The 19,099-nt window shown below is 60.9% G+C and carries 20 protein-coding genes; 19 read left to right on the forward strand and 1 reads right to left on the reverse strand.

Annotated features, from left to right (window positions below; genetic code table 11):
- The first annotated feature begins 10 nt into the window (after positions 1-10).
- From FHT77_RS11570 to FHT77_RS11580, 3 genes are read left to right on the forward strand one after another with little or no spacing between them, the layout of a single operon-like run.
- Positions 11-304, forward strand: coding sequence for a YciI-like protein (locus FHT77_RS11570; RefSeq protein WP_114714021.1), 294 nt, complete (start codon positions 11-13; stop codon positions 302-304).
- A gap of 2 nt (positions 305-306) precedes the next feature.
- On the forward strand, positions 307-738 hold the full coding sequence (locus FHT77_RS11575; protein ID WP_183755178.1) for an EVE domain-containing protein: 432 nt from the start codon (positions 307-309) through the stop codon (positions 736-738).
- A 7-nt stretch (positions 739-745) separates the two neighbouring features.
- Complete coding sequence (locus FHT77_RS11580) at positions 746-1,393, forward strand: methyltransferase (protein WP_183755179.1); 648 nt, start codon at positions 746-748, stop codon at positions 1,391-1,393.
- Here FHT77_RS11580 and FHT77_RS11585 read toward each other — a convergent pair.
- Entirely contained in the window at positions 1,383-1,910 is a 528-nt protein-coding gene (locus FHT77_RS11585; RefSeq protein WP_183755180.1) for a hypothetical protein, read from the reverse strand. The two genes, FHT77_RS11580 and FHT77_RS11585, sit on opposite strands and share 11 nt — an antisense overlap.
- 312 nt (positions 1,911-2,222) lie before the next feature.
- On the opposite strand from FHT77_RS11585, the gene sdhC reads away from it, so the two are divergent.
- The 16 genes from sdhC (at position 2,223) to lpdA (ending at position 19,075) form a co-directional block, all read left to right on the forward strand.
- Positions 2,223-2,618 (forward strand): succinate dehydrogenase, cytochrome b556 subunit, encoded by a 396-nt coding sequence (gene sdhC, locus FHT77_RS11590; RefSeq protein WP_183755181.1) that lies wholly within the window; start codon positions 2,223-2,225, stop codon positions 2,616-2,618.
- 11 nt (positions 2,619-2,629) lie between these two features.
- Positions 2,630-3,010 (forward strand): succinate dehydrogenase, hydrophobic membrane anchor protein, encoded by a 381-nt coding sequence (sdhD, locus tag FHT77_RS11595; RefSeq protein ID WP_183755182.1) that lies wholly within the window; start codon positions 2,630-2,632, stop codon positions 3,008-3,010.
- Positions 3,011-3,017: 7 nt separating this feature from the next.
- Complete coding sequence (sdhA, locus tag FHT77_RS11600; protein WP_183755183.1) at positions 3,018-4,859, forward strand: succinate dehydrogenase flavoprotein subunit; 1,842 nt, start codon at positions 3,018-3,020, stop codon at positions 4,857-4,859.
- Positions 4,860-4,871: 12 nt separating this feature from the next.
- The gene (locus FHT77_RS11605) at positions 4,872-5,651 is read left to right on the forward strand and encodes a succinate dehydrogenase iron-sulfur subunit (RefSeq protein WP_016556589.1); all 780 of its coding nucleotides are present in this window, start codon (positions 4,872-4,874) and stop codon (positions 5,649-5,651) included.
- A gap of 220 nt (positions 5,652-5,871) precedes the next feature.
- The gene (locus tag FHT77_RS11610; RefSeq protein ID WP_183755184.1) at positions 5,872-6,381 is read left to right on the forward strand and encodes a protease inhibitor Inh/omp19 family protein; all 510 of its coding nucleotides are present in this window, start codon (positions 5,872-5,874) and stop codon (positions 6,379-6,381) included.
- A gap of 45 nt (positions 6,382-6,426) precedes the next feature.
- Positions 6,427-7,590: a cell division protein ZapE gene (gene zapE, locus FHT77_RS11615; RefSeq protein ID WP_183755185.1), complete on the forward strand. Its 1,164-nt coding sequence runs from the start codon at positions 6,427-6,429 to the stop codon at positions 7,588-7,590.
- A 180-nt stretch (positions 7,591-7,770) separates the two neighbouring features.
- Positions 7,771-8,733 carry a malate dehydrogenase gene (mdh, locus tag FHT77_RS11620; protein WP_037116323.1) on the forward strand — a complete coding sequence of 321 codons (963 nt, stop codon included), beginning with the start codon at positions 7,771-7,773 and terminating at the stop codon, positions 8,731-8,733.
- A gap of 39 nt (positions 8,734-8,772) precedes the next feature.
- A complete protein-coding gene (sucC, locus tag FHT77_RS11625) occupies positions 8,773-9,966 on the forward strand; it encodes an ADP-forming succinate--CoA ligase subunit beta (protein ID WP_183755186.1) in 1,194 nt (397 codons plus the stop codon).
- Between the two features lie 18 nt (positions 9,967-9,984).
- The gene (gene sucD / locus FHT77_RS11630; protein ID WP_183755187.1) at positions 9,985-10,890 is read left to right on the forward strand and encodes a succinate--CoA ligase subunit alpha; all 906 of its coding nucleotides are present in this window, start codon (positions 9,985-9,987) and stop codon (positions 10,888-10,890) included.
- Positions 10,891-11,045: 155 nt separating this feature from the next.
- Positions 11,046-14,030: a 2-oxoglutarate dehydrogenase E1 component gene (locus tag FHT77_RS11635; protein WP_183755188.1), complete on the forward strand. Its 2,985-nt coding sequence runs from the start codon at positions 11,046-11,048 to the stop codon at positions 14,028-14,030.
- A 12-nt stretch (positions 14,031-14,042) separates the two neighbouring features.
- Positions 14,043-14,360: a YciI family protein gene (locus tag FHT77_RS11640; protein ID WP_183755189.1), complete on the forward strand. Its 318-nt coding sequence runs from the start codon at positions 14,043-14,045 to the stop codon at positions 14,358-14,360.
- A 29-nt stretch (positions 14,361-14,389) separates the two neighbouring features.
- Positions 14,390-15,631, forward strand: coding sequence for a 2-oxoglutarate dehydrogenase complex dihydrolipoyllysine-residue succinyltransferase (gene odhB / locus FHT77_RS11645; protein WP_183755190.1), 1,242 nt, complete (start codon positions 14,390-14,392; stop codon positions 15,629-15,631).
- A 78-nt stretch (positions 15,632-15,709) separates the two neighbouring features.
- On the forward strand, positions 15,710-16,234 hold the full coding sequence (locus FHT77_RS11650; protein ID WP_409527448.1) for a hypothetical protein: 525 nt from the start codon (positions 15,710-15,712) through the stop codon (positions 16,232-16,234).
- Positions 16,231-16,983, forward strand: a complete 753-nt coding sequence (locus FHT77_RS11655) for an SDR family oxidoreductase (RefSeq protein ID WP_183755192.1) — start codon at positions 16,231-16,233, stop codon at positions 16,981-16,983. Before FHT77_RS11650 ends, FHT77_RS11655 begins: the two co-directional genes overlap by 4 nt.
- A 20-nt stretch (positions 16,984-17,003) precedes the next feature.
- Positions 17,004-17,642, forward strand: a complete 639-nt coding sequence (locus FHT77_RS11660) for a LysE family translocator (RefSeq protein ID WP_183755193.1) — start codon at positions 17,004-17,006, stop codon at positions 17,640-17,642.
- 26 nt (positions 17,643-17,668) lie between these two features.
- Positions 17,669-19,075: a dihydrolipoyl dehydrogenase gene (gene lpdA / locus FHT77_RS11665; RefSeq protein WP_183755194.1), complete on the forward strand. Its 1,407-nt coding sequence runs from the start codon at positions 17,669-17,671 to the stop codon at positions 19,073-19,075.
- The last annotated feature ends 24 nt before the right edge of the window (positions 19,076-19,099 follow it).

Consider the following 19,099-nt stretch of genomic DNA (forward strand, 5'->3'; position numbering starts at 1 on the left):
GAGTTCCGATATGCTTTTTGCTCTCCTCTGCAAGGATAAACCCGATCATCTCAACGTTCGCATGGAGGCGAGACCCGCCCACGTGGAGCACCTCAACAAGCTCAATGCCGAGGGTGTGCTGAAGATGGCCGGCCCGTTTCTGGATGCCGAAGGCAAGCCCTGCGGCAGCCTCGTGATCATTCATGCCGATACGATCGAAGCAGCTAAGGCGCTGGCCGACAGCGATCCCTACACCAAGGCCGGTCTCTTTGAGAGCGTCGATATCAAGCCCTTCAACTGGGTCTTCAACAATCCGGAGGCATGAGCGTGGCGCATTGGCTTTACAAATCCGAACCCGCTTCCTGGTCGTGGGAGCAGCAAAAGGCTGCCGGCGAGAAGGGCACCGAATGGACCGGTGTCCGGAACTATCTCGCGCGCAACAACATGCGGGCGATGCAGTTGGGGGACAAGGGCTTCTTCTATCACTCCAACGAGGGCCTCGAGATCGTCGGTATCGTCGAGGTCTGCGCACTGTCTCACCCTGACTCGACTGCCAAAGGCGATGACCGCTGGGACTGCGTTGATATTCGCGCCGTCTGCGACATCCCCAAGCCGCTCTCGCTGAAGGACATCAAGGCCAACGAGAAGTTCGCCAAGATGTCGCTCGTCACCTCCATGCGACTTTCGGTGCAGCCGGTCACGGACGAGGAGTATCTGGAGATCTGCCGCTTGGGCGGACTCGACACTCCGCCGCGTTGAGCGACCATTGAAGACCGATCCCGAAATCTTCATCCGCGCCAATACCGGCGTGATGGCGCCGCCGCATGTGCCGGAGATTCGGCTGCATCTGGCAGACGAAGCACATGACTTGTGGCTGAAGACGGAACAGGAACTCGCGGAGATCGGTCTGCCGCCGCCGTTCTGGGCGTTCGCCTGGGCGGGCGGTCAGGGACTGGCGCGGTACATACTCGACCATCCTGATACTGTTGCCGGCAAGCGCGTTGTCGATTTCGCCACGGGCTCCGGCCTTGTCGCGATCGCGGCAAAAATGGCCGGAGCGGCCAAAGTCGTTGCCGCCGACATCGATCCCTGGACGAAAACCGCTGTGCGGCTCAACACCGGGCTGAACAAGGTCGAGGTCGATTTCAGCGACGCCGATCTGATTGGCAGCCACGTCGAAGCAGATATTCTGCTTGCTGGCGATGTCTTCTACGACAGCGATTTTGCCACGGCGATCGTTCCGTGGTTCGAGACGCTCAGTCGCCAGGGCATCACGGTCTTCGTCGGCGATCCGGGCCGCGCCTACCTTCCCAGGGAGCGCCTGGAATTCTGCGCAGCCTATCAAGTCCCGGTTACGCGGGCACTTGAGGACAGCGAGGTGAAGAAAACAACTGTTTGGCGGTTCACGGCCTGATCACACAAACACCTGCCTCGTAGGAGCAAGCGCTGCTCTTTGCCGTCACGCTGATGACCTTGGCCATTGGCGCCAGACCGGTGGTTTGGACTGGCACCGGAAAGCCATAGTTGCTGCCGACCGCGTAAGTTCCGCCGTCGCTGTCGTAGACGTAGGACGATCCCGCATAGGTGCCGCCTACGCTTCCGCCGCTCTGTGGCGCAACGACGACGATTACATTGCGTCCACCATAACCGCCTCCAAAGCCGTTGTAGCCGCGATAAGGAAACGAGGCGCGCTTGATCAAAGGCGTGCGACCGTGGCCATAGCCGAACCGGCCGTATCCATCGGCGAAATGTGGGCGCCCATGGTTCAAGCCACGAAACGGCCGGCCGAGGATCATGGGAGTACGATGCCCAATGAAAACCTTGCCACCGTGGCGAGAGAACGAATTGTGGCCGAAGTCGCCGGCGGAGGTCGGCATTGCGATCAAAGCGGCAGCGGCAAGGGAAACGAGCACGGAGGCAAGCTTCAGCATCGCGCGGATCTCCAAAATGGAACTGTTAACAAAGCGTTAACCGCAAAATGCGCCAAAAGCAGCTAATTGTCCAGAAGACACCCCGACATGCCGCTTGCGTCGGGAACCAGGCCGGCCGTCAAGCGCAGTTCGCGCCACCCAGAGACGCAAATCGATTAAATTAAATTGGGGTTGCAATTATACTTGTCGTTAGGGGCTTACGTGATTAAACGTCGCCATTGATGCGACGCACACAAACAAATTTGTCCTTCGTGTGATCGCCTTGAATGCTTCCTGATGTCGGGAGCGCAGAGAAGACGCCGCGAGGTTCTGATGGCGAATGTGACAAATAACCGGCCCCTGTCGCCGCATTTGCAAATTTACAAACCAATCCCCACCATGGTCATGTCGATCGTTCACCGCATTACCGGTGGCGCTCTTTACGTCGGGACGCTGCTGGTCGCCTGGTGGCTGATCGCGGCTGCGACCGGTCAAGCCTACTATGACTGGGTCAACTGGATCCTCGGCAGCATCGTCGGCAAGCTCGTGTTGCTCGGCTATACCTGGGCTCTCTTGCACCATATGGTCGGCGGTTTCCGTCACTTCGTCTGGGATCTCGGTTACGGCTTCGACAAGGAAGTCTCGACCAGGATGGCCCAGGCCTCGATCGTCATATCGCTCTGTCTGACCGTACTGGTCTGGGTGATCGGCTTCCTTATTCGCTTCTGAAGGTTGTTCTCATGGATATGCGCACCCCCCTGGGTAAGGTTCGCGGCCTTGGCTCGGCCAAGGAAGGAACCGATCATTTCTGGCGCCAGCGCGTCACTGCGGTTGCCAATGTGCCCCTTTTTCTCTTCTTCATCATTTTCATGATCGTCCACGCGGGCGAGCCTTATTCCGACGTGGTTCACGCCCTGTCGAACCCGCTTGTCGCAGTCATCATGGGTTTGATGGTCGTGTCCGGCATCATTCACATGCGGCTCGGCATGCAGGTCATCATCGAGGACTACGTTCACGGCGAGTTTGCCAAGATCGGCCTACTGATGCTGAATACCTTCTTTTCGATCCTGATGGCGGGGCTCTGTCTCTTCGCCATTCTGAAAATTGCATTCGTAGGATAACCGTATCATGGCACCGACTTCACCCGCTCAGAATGGGAAGGCCTACAAATACGTCGATCACTCGTATGATGTGATCGTCGTCGGCGCCGGCGGCGCCGGTCTTCGCGCCACGCTTGGGATGGCCGAACAGGGTTTCCGCACGGCCTGCATCACCAAGGTATTCCCGACCCGCTCGCACACGGTCGCCGCGCAGGGCGGTATCGCCGCTTCTCTGCGCAACATGACGCCCGACAGCTGGCAATGGCACCTCTACGACACCGTCAAGGGTTCTGACTGGCTCGGCGACGTCGATGCCATGCAGTATCTGACCATGGAAGCGCCGAAGGCGGTCTATGAGCTCGAGCACTACGGCGTTCCCTTCTCCCGCAACGAAGAAGGTAAAATCTATCAGCGGCCGTTCGGCGGCCACATGCAGAACTACGGCGAAGGCCCGCCGGTACAGCGCACCTGCGCCGTGGCCGACCGTACCGGCCACGCCATCCTGCACACGCTCTATGGCCAGTCGCTGCGCAACAACGCCGAATTCTTCATCGAGTATTTCGCGCTCGACCTGATCATGTCGGATGACGGCAGCCGCTGCACCGGCGTCGTCGCCTGGTGCCTCGATGACGGCACAATCCATCGCTTCGCCGCCAAGATGGTGGTGCTGGCGACCGGCGGCTACGGCCGCGCCTACTTCTCGGCAACCTCGGCTCATACCTGCACCGGTGACGGCGGCGGCATGGTGGCACGTGCCGGTCTGCCTTTGCAGGACATGGAGTTCGTGCAGTTCCACCCGACCGGCATCTACGGTTCGGGCTGTCTGATCACCGAAGGAGCGCGCGGCGAAGGCGGTTACCTCGTCAACTCCGAGGGCGAGCGCTTCATGGAGCGCTATGCTCCTTCGGCCAAGGACCTTGCCTCGCGCGACGTCGTTTCGCGCTGCATGACGCTGGAAATCCGCGAAGGCCGTGGCGTCGGCAAGAACAAGGACCATATCTTCCTGCATCTCGACCATCTCGATCCGGCCGTTCTGCACGAGCGCCTGCCGGGCATTTCCGAAAGTGCCAAGATCTTCGCCGGTGTCGACGTGACGCGCGAGCCGATCCCGGTTCTGCCGACCGTTCACTACAACATGGGCGGTATTCCGACGAATTATTGGGGCGAAGTGCTCAACGCCGACAGTTCCAATCCTGAGCGGATCATTCCGGGCCTGATGGCGGTCGGCGAGGCCGGCTGCGCCTCGGTGCACGGCGCCAATCGCCTCGGTTCCAATTCGCTGATCGACCTGGTGGTCTTCGGCCGCGCCGCTGCGATCCGCGCCGGCGAGGTGATCGACCGTGCTGCACCGGTGCCGCATCTGAATGTCGCCGCCTGTAACAAGATCATGGATCGCTTCGACGGCTTGCGTAACGCGAGCGGCGGCACGCCGACGGCCGTGCTGCGCGAGAAAATGCAGCGCGCCATGCAGGAAGACGCTGCCGTGTTCCGTACGCAGGAATCGCTGGAGTCAGGCTGCAAGCGCATCTCCGCCATCTGGCAGGAAATGCGTGACATCAAGGTCACCGATCGCTCGATGATCTGGAACTCCGACCTTGTCGAAACACTCGAGCTGCAGAACCTGATGGCCAATGCCATCACCACGATCTACGGCGCCGAAGCACGCAAGGAGAGCCGCGGTTCTCACGCCCGCGAAGACTACACGGAAGGCGCATTCGCCGGCCGCGACGACGTCAACTGGCGCAAGCATACGCTCGCCTGGGTCAACGAGGCAGGCGACGTCAAGCTCGACTACCGCCCGGTTCACACCGAGCTTATCGCAGAGGGCATCGATCCCCAGAAGATCGCGCCCAAGGCTCGCGTGTACTAAGAGGTACTGGACATGGTTGAACTCGCTCTTCCCAAGAACTCCCAGATGCGCGAAGGCAAGGTGTGGCCGAAGCCGGCTGGCGCCAAGAATACCCGCGAATTCCGCGTCTACCGTTGGAGCCCCGACGATGGCCAGAACCCGTCGATCGACACCTTCTATATCGATGTCGATAATTGCGGCCCGATGGTGCTCGACGGTCTCCTCTACATCAAGAACAACATCGACCCGACGCTGACGTTGCGTCGCTCCTGTCGCGAGGGCATCTGCGGTTCCTGTGCGATGAACATCGACGGCACCAATACCCTTGCTTGTACGAAGGGCCTGGACGAGATCAAAGGCTCGGTGAAGATCTATCCGCTGCCTCACCTACCTGTCGTTAAGGATCTTGTCCCTGATCTCACCAACTTCTATGCCCAACATCGCTCGATCGAGCCGTGGCTGAAGACGGTTTCGCCGACGCCTGCCAAGGAATGGAAGCAAAGCCACGAAGATCGCCAGAAGCTCGATGGCCTCTACGAGTGCATACTCTGCGCCTGTTGCTCGACCTCCTGTCCGAGCTACTGGTGGAACGGCGATCGCTATCTCGGTCCAGCTGTCCTGCTGCAGGCCTATCGCTGGCTGATCGATTCCCGCGACGAGGCGACCGGCGAACGCCTGGACAACCTCGAGGATCCCTTCCGCCTCTATCGCTGCCACACGATCATGAATTGTGCGCAGACCTGCCCGAAGGGTCTTAACCCGGCGAAGGCGATCGCCGAAATCAAGAAGATGATGGTCGAGCGCCGCGTTTGATCAATTCAGCATTAGGGCCGCGATGCGGCCCTTTTCTCTCTGCGATCACGGAGCGTTGCTTTGTTCGATTGCGCCAAATTTGTCTCGGAGTTGCGGCGTTGCTCCCACATCGACACAATTTCTCCTCGCGCTGTCTTGATTCAATACAGCCTTTCAAGATAATTCCGCCGTGATTGCGCGGCAATTTCAGGACAATACTGGAAAAATCGGGAGTATCATGATGCAGTTCAGACATGTGGCGACAGGTCTCGTGGTTATTCTGTCGCTAGCTGGCTGCCAGCGCACCGCTTACAATGATGCGAGCTATTCCGCCCCGGCGCCACTGACGGCGCAGCCGGTTCCGTCGGTTCAGGGTGGGCAGCTTCCTCCGCCTTCCGGCTCTTCGCAGTTCCCTGCTGCTCCGACGACCTCGGCACCTGTCGCTGGCGGTCAGCCGGGCGCGATGGCGGCGAATGCAATGGATGTCACCAAGGAATCGATGGTCGGCAGCTGGCGCGTCAACGGCTCCTGCGACATGTTCCTGACGCTCACTAATCTCGGCAGCGGCTCGCGCGGCGGTACGCGCGGTTGCGTCGGCGAGCTGACGGCGATGGGTTCCTGGGAAGTCTCGGGCAAGCAGGTTCTCCTGAAGGACCGCAGCGGCAACCAGATCGGCAGCGTCTATAAGACCGCCGACAATGCCTTCAGCGGCCAGACCAATACCGGGCAGCCGATCAGCCTCAGCCGTTAAAAGATTGGGCGGCGAAGGCCGCCGATCCTGCATAGGCGGACCTTTATGCAACCCATGCCAGACTACAGCCTGAGCGTCAGCGAACAATTGAAGTCGCTGACGGCTTCGGGCGCGCTTCAAATCGATTCAGCCCAGATGCATGTGGCGAAATGCCTGGATCGAGTGCTGTCGGGATTGAAGCAGCGGCGGCCGGCGGCAAAGGGAAGCGCTCTCGGCTGGCTGTTCGCCAACAAGAAGAAGTCGTCGGAAGCGGTCAAGGGCCTCTACATTCACGGCAGCGTTGGCCGCGGCAAGACGATGCTGATGGATATGTTCTTCGCGATGGCACCCTGCGCGAAGAAGCGGCGCGCGCATTTCCATGAGTTCATGACCGATGTGCACAATCGCATCGCAGCGCACCGGCTGAAGCTCAAGCAAGGCGAGACCAAGCAGGCCGACCCCATCCCGGTCGTCGCGGCAGCTCTTTATGATGAGGCCGAATTGCTTTGCTTCGACGAGTTCACGGTGACGGATATTGCTGACGCGATGATCCTATCGCGGCTTTTTTCCGAACTCTTCCGGCGCGGGTGCCTGCTGGTCGCGACCTCGAATGTCGAGCCCGATAACCTCTACAAGGACGGCCTCAATCGAAGCCTGTTCCTGCCCTTCGTCGATCTTCTCAAGCAGAAGGTCGAAATCGTGACGTTGGACTCTCCGACCGACTACCGGATGGAGAAACTCGATAGCCAACCTGTCTACCTGACGCCAATCGATGACCGGACGGACATGGCGATGGATGCGTCCTGGATGCAGGCGCTTCATGGCCGCAAGGCGCAGCCATTGGAAATTCCCATGAAGGGACGATCGATCCACGTGCCACGTGCCGTCGACCGAATGGCGCGCTTCACCTTCGCCGATCTCTGCGAGAAGCCATTGGGCCCAGCCGATTTCCTGGCCATTGCCGAACGCTTCGACGCCATCTTCTTGGATCATGTGCCGCTGCTAGGTCCCGAGAAGCGCAACCAGACCAAACGCTTCATTATCCTGATCGATACGCTTTACGATCATGCCGTGCGGCTCTATGTGTCCGCAGCAGCGATGCCTGAAAATTTGTTGACACAAGCGCGTGGTACCGAGGGCTTCGAATTCGATCGTACCGTGTCGCGCCTTTTCGAAATGCGCAGCGCCGAGTATCTCGCATTGCACCACGAGCGGCGGGCCGCCGAGTAACGTTTTGGTGACAAATTGTATTACGTTTACGTAAGAATTTTATGATCTAAACGATTGAAATTCCTCGCTCAAAAATAATCGTTTGCCATTTTTTGGCTTTGGGGCTATGCGATTGCGGCATTGGGCGATGCCCCCTCCGCGCGTCGCCTGACGAATTTTGATCGCAAAGGAAACAGCGAAATGGCGCGTAACAAGATCGCACTCATTGGTTCTGGCATGATTGGTGGCACGCTGGCGCATCTCGCCGGCCTGAAGGAACTGGGTGACATCGTTCTCTTCGATATCGCCGATGGTATTCCTCAGGGTAAGGGCCTCGACATTGCTCAGTCCTCGCCGGTCGAAGGCTTTGACGCCAACCTCACCGGCGCCAGCGACTACTCCGCGATCGAAGGCGCCGACGTCTGCATCGTCACCGCCGGCGTCGCCCGCAAGCCGGGCATGAGCCGCGACGATCTGCTCGGCATCAACCTCAAGGTCATGGAACAGGTCGGCGCCGGCATCAAGAAGTATGCCCCGAACGCGTTCGTGATCTGCATCACCAACCCGCTCGACGCCATGGTCTGGGCGCTGCAGAAGTTCTCCGGCCTCCCGGCCAACAAGGTCGTCGGCATGGCCGGCGTTCTCGATAGCTCGCGCTTCCGCCTGTTCCTCTCCAAGGAATTCAACGTTTCAGTACAAGACGTCACCGCATTCGTTCTCGGCGGCCACGGCGACACGATGGTGCCGCTCGCTCGCTACTCCACCGTTGCCGGCATTCCGCTCACCGACCTCGTCACCATGGGTTGGGTCACCAAGGAGCGCCTCGAAGAGATCATCCAGCGCACCCGTGATGGCGGCGCCGAAATCGTCGGCCTGCTGAAGACCGGCTCTGCCTACTACGCGCCGGCCGCTTCGGCGATCGAGATGGCTGAATCCTACCTCAAGGACAAGAAGCGCGTTCTGCCCTGCGCAGCGCAGCTGACCGGCCAGTACGGTGTCAAGGACATGTATGTCGGTGTGCCCACCGTCATCGGTGCCGGTGGCGTCGAGCGCATCATCGAGATCGATCTCAATAAGGCCGAGAAGGAAGCGTTCGACAAGTCCGTCGGTGCTGTCGCCGGCCTGTGCGAAGCCTGCATCAACATCGCGCCTGCGCTGAAGTAGTCAGTTGCGCGCCGACGCAATCCAAACAGGAATAGATCCATGAACATTCATGAATACCAGGCCAAGGCTCTCTTGAAGGGCTATGGCGCGCCGGTCGCCAAGGGTGTGCCGATCCTCAAGGTCGAGGAAGCCGAAGCTGCTGCCAAGTCGCTGCCGGGTCCGCTCTATGTCGTCAAGAGCCAGATCCACGCCGGCGGCCGCGGCAAGGGCAAGTTCAAGGAACTTGGCCCCGACGCCAAGGGCGGCGTTCGTCTCGCCAAGTCGATCGATGAAGTCGTCGCTCACGCCAAGGAGATGCTCGGAAACACGCTGGTCACGGCGCAGACGGGCGAAGCCGGCAAGCAGGTCAATCGCCTCTACATCGAAGACGGTGCCGACATTGCTCGCGAACTGTACTGCTCGCTGCTGGTCGATCGCTCGGTTGGCCGCGTTGCCTTCGTCGTATCGACGGAAGGCGGCATGGACATCGAAGCCGTCGCTCACGATACGCCTGAGAAGATCCACACGATCGCCATCGACCCGGAAGCCGGTGTCACGGCTGCCGACGTTGCCGCGATCTCCAAGGCTCTCGAGTTGAGCGGCGCTGCTGCCGAAGATGCCAAGTCGCTGTTCCCGGCGCTTTACAAGGCCTTCGGCGAGAAGGACATGGCCCTCCTCGAAGTCAATCCGCTGATCGTCATGAAGGACGGCCACCTGCGCGTTCTCGACGCCAAGATGTCGTTTGACGGCAACGCGCTGTTCCGCCACGACGACGTCAAGGCGCTGCGCGACGAAACCGAGGAAGACGCCAAGGAAATCGAGGCCTCGAAGTGGGATCTCGCCTACGTGGCTCTGGACGGCAACATCGGCTGCATGGTCAACGGCGCAGGCCTTGCCATGGCGACGATGGACATCATCAAGCTCTACGGCAAGGAGCCGGCAAACTTCTGCGACGTCGGCGGTGGCGCCGGCAAGGAGAAGGTCGCGGCTGCCTTCAAGATCATCACCGCTGACCCGAAGGTCGAGGGCATCCTCGTCAACATCTTCGGCGGCATCATGCGTTGCGACGTCATCGCCGAAGGCGTTGTCGCAGCTGTGCAGGAAGTTGGTCTGAAGGTTCCGCTCGTCGTTCGCCTCGAAGGCACTAACGTCGAACTCGGCAAGAAAATCCTCAACGAGTCGGGTCTGGCGATTACGGCTGCCGACGATCTCGACGACGCGGCGAAGAAGATCGTCGCGGCGATCAAGGCCTAATCCGGAAGGACCGAAAGAATGTCTATTCTCGTCAACAAAGACACCAAGGTTCTCGTTCAGGGCCTGACCGGCAAGACCGGCACCTTCCACACCGAACAGGCGCTCGCTTATTACGGCACCAAGATGGTCGGCGGTATTCACCCGAAGAAGGGTGGCGAAACCTGGTCGTCGGGCGTCGACGGCACGGTGCTGCCGATCTTCGCAAGCGTTGCCGAAGCCAAGGAGCGGACGGGCGCCGATGCGACTGTGATCTACGTTCCGCCGGCAGGCGCTGCCGATGCGATCATCGAGGCGATCGAGGCCGAAGTTCCGTTCATCACCTGCATCACCGAGGGCATCCCGGTCATGGACATGGTGCGGGTGAAGGCCAAGCTCGACAAGTCGAAGTCGCGCCTGCTCGGGCCGAACTGCCCGGGCATCCTGACGCCGGAAGAGTGCAAGATCGGCATCATGCCGGGCTCGATCTTCCGCAAGGGTTCGGTCGGCATCGTGTCCCGCTCCGGCACGCTGACCTATGAAGCCGTGTTCCAGACCTCCAATGAAGGCCTCGGACAGACGACGGCTGTCGGCATCGGCGGCGACCCGGTCAAGGGCACCGAGTTCATCGACGTGCTGGAAATGTTCCTGGCCGACGAAGCCACGACGTCGATCATCATGATCGGCGAAATCGGCGGCTCGGCTGAAGAAGACGCAGCCCAGTTCCTGATCGACGAGGCCAAGAAGGGCCGCAAGAAGCCGATGGCCGGCTTCATCGCTGGCCGCACCGCGCCGAAGGGCCGCACGATGGGTCACGCCGGTGCCGTCGTGTCCGGTGGCAAGGGTGACGCGGAATCGAAGATCGCGGCCATGGAATCGGCTGGCATCCGCGTTTCGCCGTCGCCGGCTCGCCTCGGCAAGACGCTGGTTGAAGTCCTCAAGGGCTGATCCGATCTATATCCCGGGCAGCCTTAGCGTCTGCCCGGGCCTCGACTTCGAATGAATGAGCCGCGGACAGGCGGCTAACGACAGATGCGGCAAGCCGGTCGAGTATCCGGCGGAATCACAAGTCAGGAGGCGGACGAAAGCGTCCGCGTGTAACCATGGCACGGCAAGAAGCCAACGAGCAGTTTCAGATCACCTCGTTCCTGGATGGCGCCAATGCTGCGTATATCGAGCAGCTCTATGCGCGCTATGAAGAAGACCCGAGCTCGGTCAACGAGGAATGGCAGTCCTTTTTCAAGGCACTGGAAGACAATCCGGAAGATGTGAAGAAGGCGGCCAAGGGTGCGTCCTGGCGCAAGACGAACTGGCCCCTGCTGCCGAAGAGCGATCTTGTTTCTGCGCTCGATGGCGATTGGGGCACAGTCGAAAAGATCATCGAAACCAAGGTTAAGGGCAAGGCGGAAGCCGCCGGCAAGCCGACCGATGGTGCCGACATCCTGCAGGCGACGCGTGACTCCGTCCGCGCCATCATGATGATCCGCGCCTATCGCATGCGCGGCCACCTGCACGCCAAGCTCGATCCGCTGGGGATTGCGGCGCCGGTCGAAGACTATAAGGAACTGTCGCCCGAAGCTTACGGCTTCACCCCGGCTGACTATTCCCGCAAGATCTTCATCGACAACGTTCTCGGCCTCGAATACGCGACCCTTCCCGAGATGATCGAGATCCTCGAGCGCACCTACTGCTCGACCCTCGGCGTCGAGTTCATGCACATCTCCAACCCGGAAGAGAAGGCCTGGATACAGGAGCGCATCGAAGGTCCGGACAAGGGCGTCGCTTTCACCGCAGAAGGCAAGAAGGCGATCCTGTCCAAGATCATCGAAGCCGAAGGCTACGAGCAGTTCCTCGACGTGAAGTTCAAGGGCACCAAGCGTTTTGGTCTCGATGGCGGCGAATCGCTCGTCCCGGCGCTCGAGCAGATCCTGAAGCGCGGCGGCCATCTCGGCCTTCGCGAAGCCGTGTTCGGCATGGCCCACCGCGGTCGCCTTAACGTGCTCTCCCAGGTCATGGGCAAGCCGCACCGCGCCATTTTCCACGAGTTCAAGGGCGGCTCCTACGCGCCTGACGAAGTCGAAGGCTCGGGCGACGTCAAGTACCACCTCGGCGCGTCCTCTGACCGGGAATTTGATGGCAACAAGATCCACGTCTCGCTGACGGCCAACCCGTCGCACCTTGAAATCGTTGACCCTGTCGTCATGGGCAAGGCTCGCGCCAAGCAGGATATGGGCGCCACCGTCTGGGACGGGGATACCATTCCGCTGTCGGAGCGCGCCAAGGTTCTGCCGCTCTTGATCCACGGCGACGCGGCCTTTGCCGGCCAGGGCGTCATTGCCGAAATCCTCGGCCTGTCGGGCCTGCGTGGTCACCGCGTTGCCGGCACGATGCACGTCATCATCAACAACCAGATCGGCTTCACCACCAATCCGGCCTTCTCGCGTTCGTCGCCCTATCCGTCCGACGTCGCCAAGATGATCGAGGCGCCGATCTTCCACGTGAACGGTGACGATCCGGAGGCGGTCGTCTATGCTGCCAAGATCGCCATGGAATTTCGTATGAAGTTCCACAAGCCCGTCGTCATCGACATGTTCTGCTACCGCCGCTACGGCCACAACGAAGGCGATGAGCCGTCCTTCACGCAGCCGAAGATGTACAAGGTCATCCGCGCTCACAAGACGGTCCTGCAGATCTATGCGGATCGGCTTGTCGCCGAAGGCCTTCTGACCGACGGCGAAGTCGAGAAGATGAAGGCCGACTGGCGCGCGCATCTCGAGCAGGAATTCGACGCCGGCCAGAGCTACAAGCCGAACAAGGCCGACTGGCTGGACGGCGAGTGGTCGGGGCTGCGTACTGCCGACAATGCGGACGAACAGCGCCGCGGCAAGACCGCCGTGCCGATGAAGACGCTCAAGGACATCGGCCGCAAGCTTTCGGAGATTCCGGAAGGCTTCCGGGCGCATCGAACGATCCAGCGCTTCATGGAAAACCGCGCCAACATGATCCAGACGGGCGAGAACCTCGACTGGGCGATGGCGGAAGCACTTGCTTTCGGTTCGCTTGTTGTCGAAGGCCACAAGATCCGCCTCTCCGGCCAGGATTGCGAACGCGGCACCTTCTCGCAGCGTCATTCGGTTCTCTACGATCAGGAAACCGAAGAGCGCTACATTCCGCTGGCCAATCTGTCGCCCAACCAGGCTCGCTATGAAGTCATCAACTCGATGCTTTCGGAAGAAGCGGTCCTCGGCTTCGAGTATGGTTACTCGCTGGCTCGCCCGAATGCGCTGACGCTCTGGGAAGCCCAGTTCGGCGATTTCGCCAACGGTGCGCAGGTCGTGTTCGACCAGTTCGTCTCGTCCGGCGAACGCAAGTGGCTGCGCATGTCCGGTCTCGTCTGCCTGCTGCCGCATGGCTACGAAGGTCAGGGTCCGGAGCACTCCTCGGCCCGCCTCGAACGCTTCCTGCAGCTCTGCGCTGAGGACAACATGCAGGTCGCCAACGTTACGACGCCGGCGAACTACTTCCACATCCTGCGCCGGCAGTTGAAGCGCGACTTCCGCAAGCCGCTCGTCCTGATGACACCGAAGTCGCTTCTGCGTCACAAGCGGGCTGTGTCGACGCTCGCGGAACTGGCCGGAGAGTCCTCCTTCCATCGCCTGCTTTGGGACGATGCCGAGGTGATCAAGGACGGCCCGATCAAGCTGCAGAAGGATGCGAAGATCCGTCGTGTCGTCATGTGCACCGGCAAGGTCTATTACGACCTTCTGGAAGAGCGCGAAAAGCGCGGCATCGACGACATCTATCTGCTGCGCGTCGAACAGCTTTATCCGTTCCCGGCAAAGGCGCTCATCAACGAGCTTTCCCGCTTCCGGAACGCTGAGATGGTCTGGTGCCAGGAAGAGCCGAAGAACATGGGCGCATGGTCGTTCATCGACCCGTATCTGGAGTGGGTGCTCGCCCACATCGATGCGAAGTACCAGCGCGTCCGCTACACCGGCCGTCCGGCCGCCGCGTCGCCGGCAACGGGTCTGATGTCCAAGCATCTGTCGCAGCTCGCCGCATTCCTCGAGGATGCGTTGGGCGGCTAAGGGATCGGGGCAATGGCATATTTCTTCCTCAGACTTGTGCCGCCTCGCCCTCGTTTCCCGCATGACGCGACCGGGGAGGAAATGGCCGCGATGAAACGCCATGCCGCCTACTGGCACCAGAACGCAGAAGAGGGATCGGCGATCGCCGTCGGTCCCGTCTTCGAGGGTGAAGGAGGCTGGGGCATGGCAGTGGTCTCGGTGGAGGATCAGCAGGCAGCGCAGGCAATGGCCGACGCCGATCCGATCATCCAGTCCGGTTACGGGTTTCGCTTCGACATATTGCCAATGCCCTCGATCATTCTCCGGCCATTCGCTGCCGGAAACGAATAAACGAACACAAGCAAATCAGGATTTGAACAATGGCCACAGAAATCCGCGTTCCAACTCTCGGTGAATCCGTCAGCGAGGCAACCGTCGGTACCTGGTTCAAGAAGGTTGGCGACGCCATCAAGGCCGACGAGCCGATTCTCGAGCTTGAAACCGACAAGGTGACCATCGAAGTACCGGCTCCGGCTTCGGGCACGCTGTCCGAAATCGTTGCCCAGGCTGGCGAAACCGTCGGTCTCGGCGCACTGCTCGGCCAGATCGCCGCGGGCGCCGGCGCTGCCGCCGCCCAGGCTCCTGCTCCAGCCGCAACTCCGGCAAAGGTAGCCGAACCGGCTGTTGCAGCCGCCGCTGCTCCGGCAGCAGCTGCTTCTGCGATGCCGCCGGCCCCGGCTGCCGCCAAGATGCTCGCCGAGAACAACCTGTCGGCAGATCAGATCGATGGATCAGGCAAGCGCGGGCAGGTTCTGAAGGGTGATGTGATCGCCGCTGTTGCCAAGGGCATCTCCGCTCCGGCAGCCGTTGCAGCACCTGCCGTTCCGGCTGCCGCTCGTGGCCCGTCGACGGTCGAGGATGCGGCTCGCGAAGAGCGCGTGAAGATGACGCGCCTGCGCCAGACGATCGCCAAGCGCCTGAAGGACGCGCAGAACACCGCCGCCATGCTCACCACCTACAACGAGGTGGACATGAAGGCGGTCATGGACCTGCGCGCCAAGTACAAGGACGTCTTCGAAAAGAAGCACGGCGTGAAGCTCGGCTTCATGGGCTTCTTCACCAAGGCCATCACGCACGCGCTGAAGGAGCTGCCGGCCGTCAACGCCGAGATTGACGGCACCGACATCATCTACAAGAACTTCTGCCACATCGGCATGGCCGTCGGCACCGACAAGGGCCTCGTCGTGCCGGTCATCCGCGACGCCGACCAGATGTCGATCGCTGAGGTCGAAAAGGAACTGGCGCGTCTGGCAAAGGCTGCCCGCGACGGCTCGCTGTCGATGGCCGACATGCAGGGCGGCACCTTCACGATCACCAATGGCGGCGTCTACGGCTCGCTGATGTCCTCGCCGATCCTGAACGCGCCGCAGTCCGGTATCCTCGGCATGCACAAGATTCAGGACCGTCCGGTTGTCGTCGGCGGCCAGATCGTCATCCGTCCGATGATGTATCTCGCGCTCTCCTACGATCACCGCATCGTCGACGGCAAGGAAGCCGTGACCTTCCTCGTTCGAGTCAAGGAAAGCCTGGAAGATCCGGAGCGTCTGGTTCTCGATCTCTAAGCATTCGACTGGGCCGCGTGAGCGGCCCTTTCCACCTCAGCGGGGCGCGTAATGTCGCTGGCAATCTCCACAAGGCGTATGATCATGAAGCCTCCCCTTGCCAAAGGCGGGGTGGGAGCCTTGTTCGCGCTTTTGCTGCTGTCACCCGTGATGGCTGTGGCTGCTCCTGGCTGCCGGCAGGCGAGTGCCGTCTATGCCGACCGGGATGGCGCCTACGAGCTTCGCTTTACGCCAATTAATTCGGACGCGGCGGCTGCCAGCAATCGGTTCACGCTCGAGGTCCTCAAGACGTCGATCGAGCTGGACGGCTATGTCATGCCATTCAACGATCCGGAACGCGCCGTCGGTATCCTGATGTTCAAATGCCCCGGCGGTGACGTGACCGGCGCGGATCTGGACGCCTGTACGATCTGGCGGGGCGCGGTCTATAGCGTAAACGCCAAGGGCGAGATCGATAATTTGCAGCCCGAAGCCGCCGCCGCCGCTGAGAACGTCTTTCTGCCGGGTGTCGGCCCGGCGATCCGCCAATCGCAGATATGGGGCAACGGCAAGGCGACGGTTGCGCCGTGGGATGTCCTGGCATTCAAGGAGTGCGCGAAATGACAGAACGACCGGTTCTTCTCGTTACCGGTGGCAGCCGAGGCATCGGTGCGGCCGTCTGCCGCCTCGCTGCCCGCCAGGGCTGGAACGTCGCCGTCAACTACGCTGCGAACCGCGCTGCCGCCGACGCTATCGTCTCTGATGTCAAGGCAGAGGGTGGCGATGCCATCGCGATCAAGGGCGATGTCGGCAGCGCGCAGGATATCGTTTCGATGTTCCAGACTGTCGACAAGCACTTCGGGCGGCTGGATGGACTGGTCAACAATGCCGGCATCGTCGATGCCCAGCAGCGCGTCGACGAGATGAGCGTCGAGCGTCTTGAGCGGATGATGCGCGTCAACGTGACCGGCTCGATCCTCTGCGCTGCCGAAGCCGTCCGCCGCATGTCGTCGAGGCATGGCGGCAAGGGCGGGGCGATCGTCAACATCTCGTCGATGGCAGCAGTTCTGGGCTCGGCCTCGCAGTATGTCGACTACGCCGCATCGAAGGCCGCGATCGATACCTTCACCATCGGCCTGTCGCGAGAAGTGGCAAACGAGGGCGTGCGCGTGAACGCCATCCGCCCCGGCGTCATCGATACCGACATTCATGCATCCGGCGGCCTGCCGAACCGCGCACGAGATCTCGCGCCGAGCATTCCGATGCAGAGGCCCGGTACGGCAGAGGAGATCGCCGATGCGGCCCTCTACCTTCTCTCGCCGACGGCTTCCTATATAACGGGCGCCATACTCAACGTCAGCGGCGGCCGTTAGGACGCGGAGACCATATCGCCATGCAATACTTCTTCGAATTTCTCGGCCTCATGGCCGTCTTTTCGATCTTCATCGTCGTACCGGGCGCCGACTTTGCGGTCATCCTGCGCCAGAGCATCGTGCACGGCCGCCGTGCCGCCGTGATGACCGGCCTCGGCATGGGCTTTTCGCTGCTCTTTCACATCAGCTACACGATTCTCGGCCTCGGCCTGATCGTCTCCAAATCGCTGATTCTGTTTGCCATGATCAAGTGGGCCGGCGTCGCCTACCTGGTCTACCTCGGTATCAAGTCCTTCCGCGAGCCGGGCTTCAAGGTCAATGAGATTGAGGTGACGGAGGAAGACCGCAGGCCGATCTCGGCGCTCAAGTGCCTCGGCATGGGTTTCATCACCAACGCGCTCAATCCGAAGCCAGTCCTGTTTTTCCTGTCGCTGTTCTCGACGCTGGTGCATCACGATACCCCGGCACTGATCCAGTTCAGCTATGGCATCGGCATGGCCACCGCGCTCGTCGCCTGGTTCGCCGGCGTCTCCACCTTCTTCACCGTAAAGCCCATTCGCGACCGCTTCATCGCAAGCGGCAAATGGTTCAATCGCATCACCGGCGCCGCTCTGGTCGGCTTCGGTTTTCGCCTCGCGCTCGCCCGCGCGGCTGACTAAGCAAATAACGAAAAGGAAAAGAAACAATGTCCTACGATGTGATCGTTATCGGAACCGGCCCCGGCGGCTATGTTGCTGCCATCAAGGCAGCCCAGCTCGGCCTCAAGGTCGCTGTCGTCGAAAAGCGGGCAACCTTCGGCGGCACCTGCCTGAACGTCGGCTGCATCCCGTCCAAGGCGCTGCTGCATGCCTCCGAAATGTTCCATCAGGCCGGCCACGGCATGGATGCGCTCGGCATCGAGGTCGCCGCTCCAAAGCTGAACCTTGAAAAGATGCTGGCGCACAAGGATGCGACTGTGAAGGCCAATGTCGACGGCGTTGCCTTCCTCTTCAAGAAGAACAAGATCGATGCTTTCCAGGGCACCGGCAAGATCGTTTCGGCGGGCAAGGTTTCCGTGACCGCCGAAGACGGCAAGGTGCAGGAAATCGAAGGCAAGAACATCGTCATCGCCACCGGTTCCGACGTCGCCGGCATTCCCGGCGTCAAGGTCGATATCGACGAGAAGGTGATCATTTCCTCGACAGGCGCAATTGCGCTTGAGAAGGTGCCGGAAACGATGATCGTCGTCGGCGGTGGCGTCATCGGCCTTGAGCTCGGGTCGGTCTGGTCGCGCCTCGGCGCCAAGGTCACGGTTGTCGAATATCTCGACACGATTCTCGGCGGCATGGATGGCGAAGTTTCCAAGCAGTTCCAGCGGATGCTTGCCAAGCAGGGCGTCACCATCAACCTCAGCTCCAAGGTGACGGGCGTTGAGAAGGGTGGCAAGGGCGCCAAGGTGACCTTCGAGCCGGTCAAGGGCGGCGACGCGCAGACACTCGAAGCCGAGGTCGTTCTGATTGCGACCGGCCGCACGCCCTACACGACCGGCCTTGGCCTTGAAGAAGCCGGCGTCAAGCTCGATAATCGTGGCCGCGTCGAAATCGACGGTCATTTCCGCACCAACGTTGCCGGCATCTACGCGATCGGTGACGTGGTGAAGGGTCCGATGCTGGCTCACAAGGCGGAAGACGAAGGCGTCGCACTCGCCGAAATTCTCGCCGGCCAGCATGGCCATGTGAACTATGACGTCATCCCAAGTGTCGTCTACACTCAGCCTGAGGTCGCTTCCGTCGGCAAGACCGAGGAAGAGCTGAAGGCCGCTGGTATCGCCTATAAGGTCGGCAAGTTCCCGTTCACGGCAAACGGCCGCGCCCGCGCAATGCTCGCCACCGACGGTTTCGTGAAGATCCTGTCCGACAAGGAAACCGATCGCGTTCTCGGCGGCCACATCGTCGGCTTCGGCGCCGGCGAGATGATCCACGAGATCGCCGTTCTGATGGAGTTCGGTGGTTCCGCGGAAGATTTGGGCCGTACCTGCCATGCGCACCCGACCATGTCGGAAGCGGTCAAGGAAGCGGCGCTCGCCGCCTTCTTCAAGCCGATCCATATGTAATATTAAATTTCGGCAATGTGCGAA

The organism is Rhizobium sp. BK181, assembly GCF_014193305.1.
Classification (GTDB): domain Bacteria; phylum Pseudomonadota; class Alphaproteobacteria; order Rhizobiales; family Rhizobiaceae; genus Rhizobium.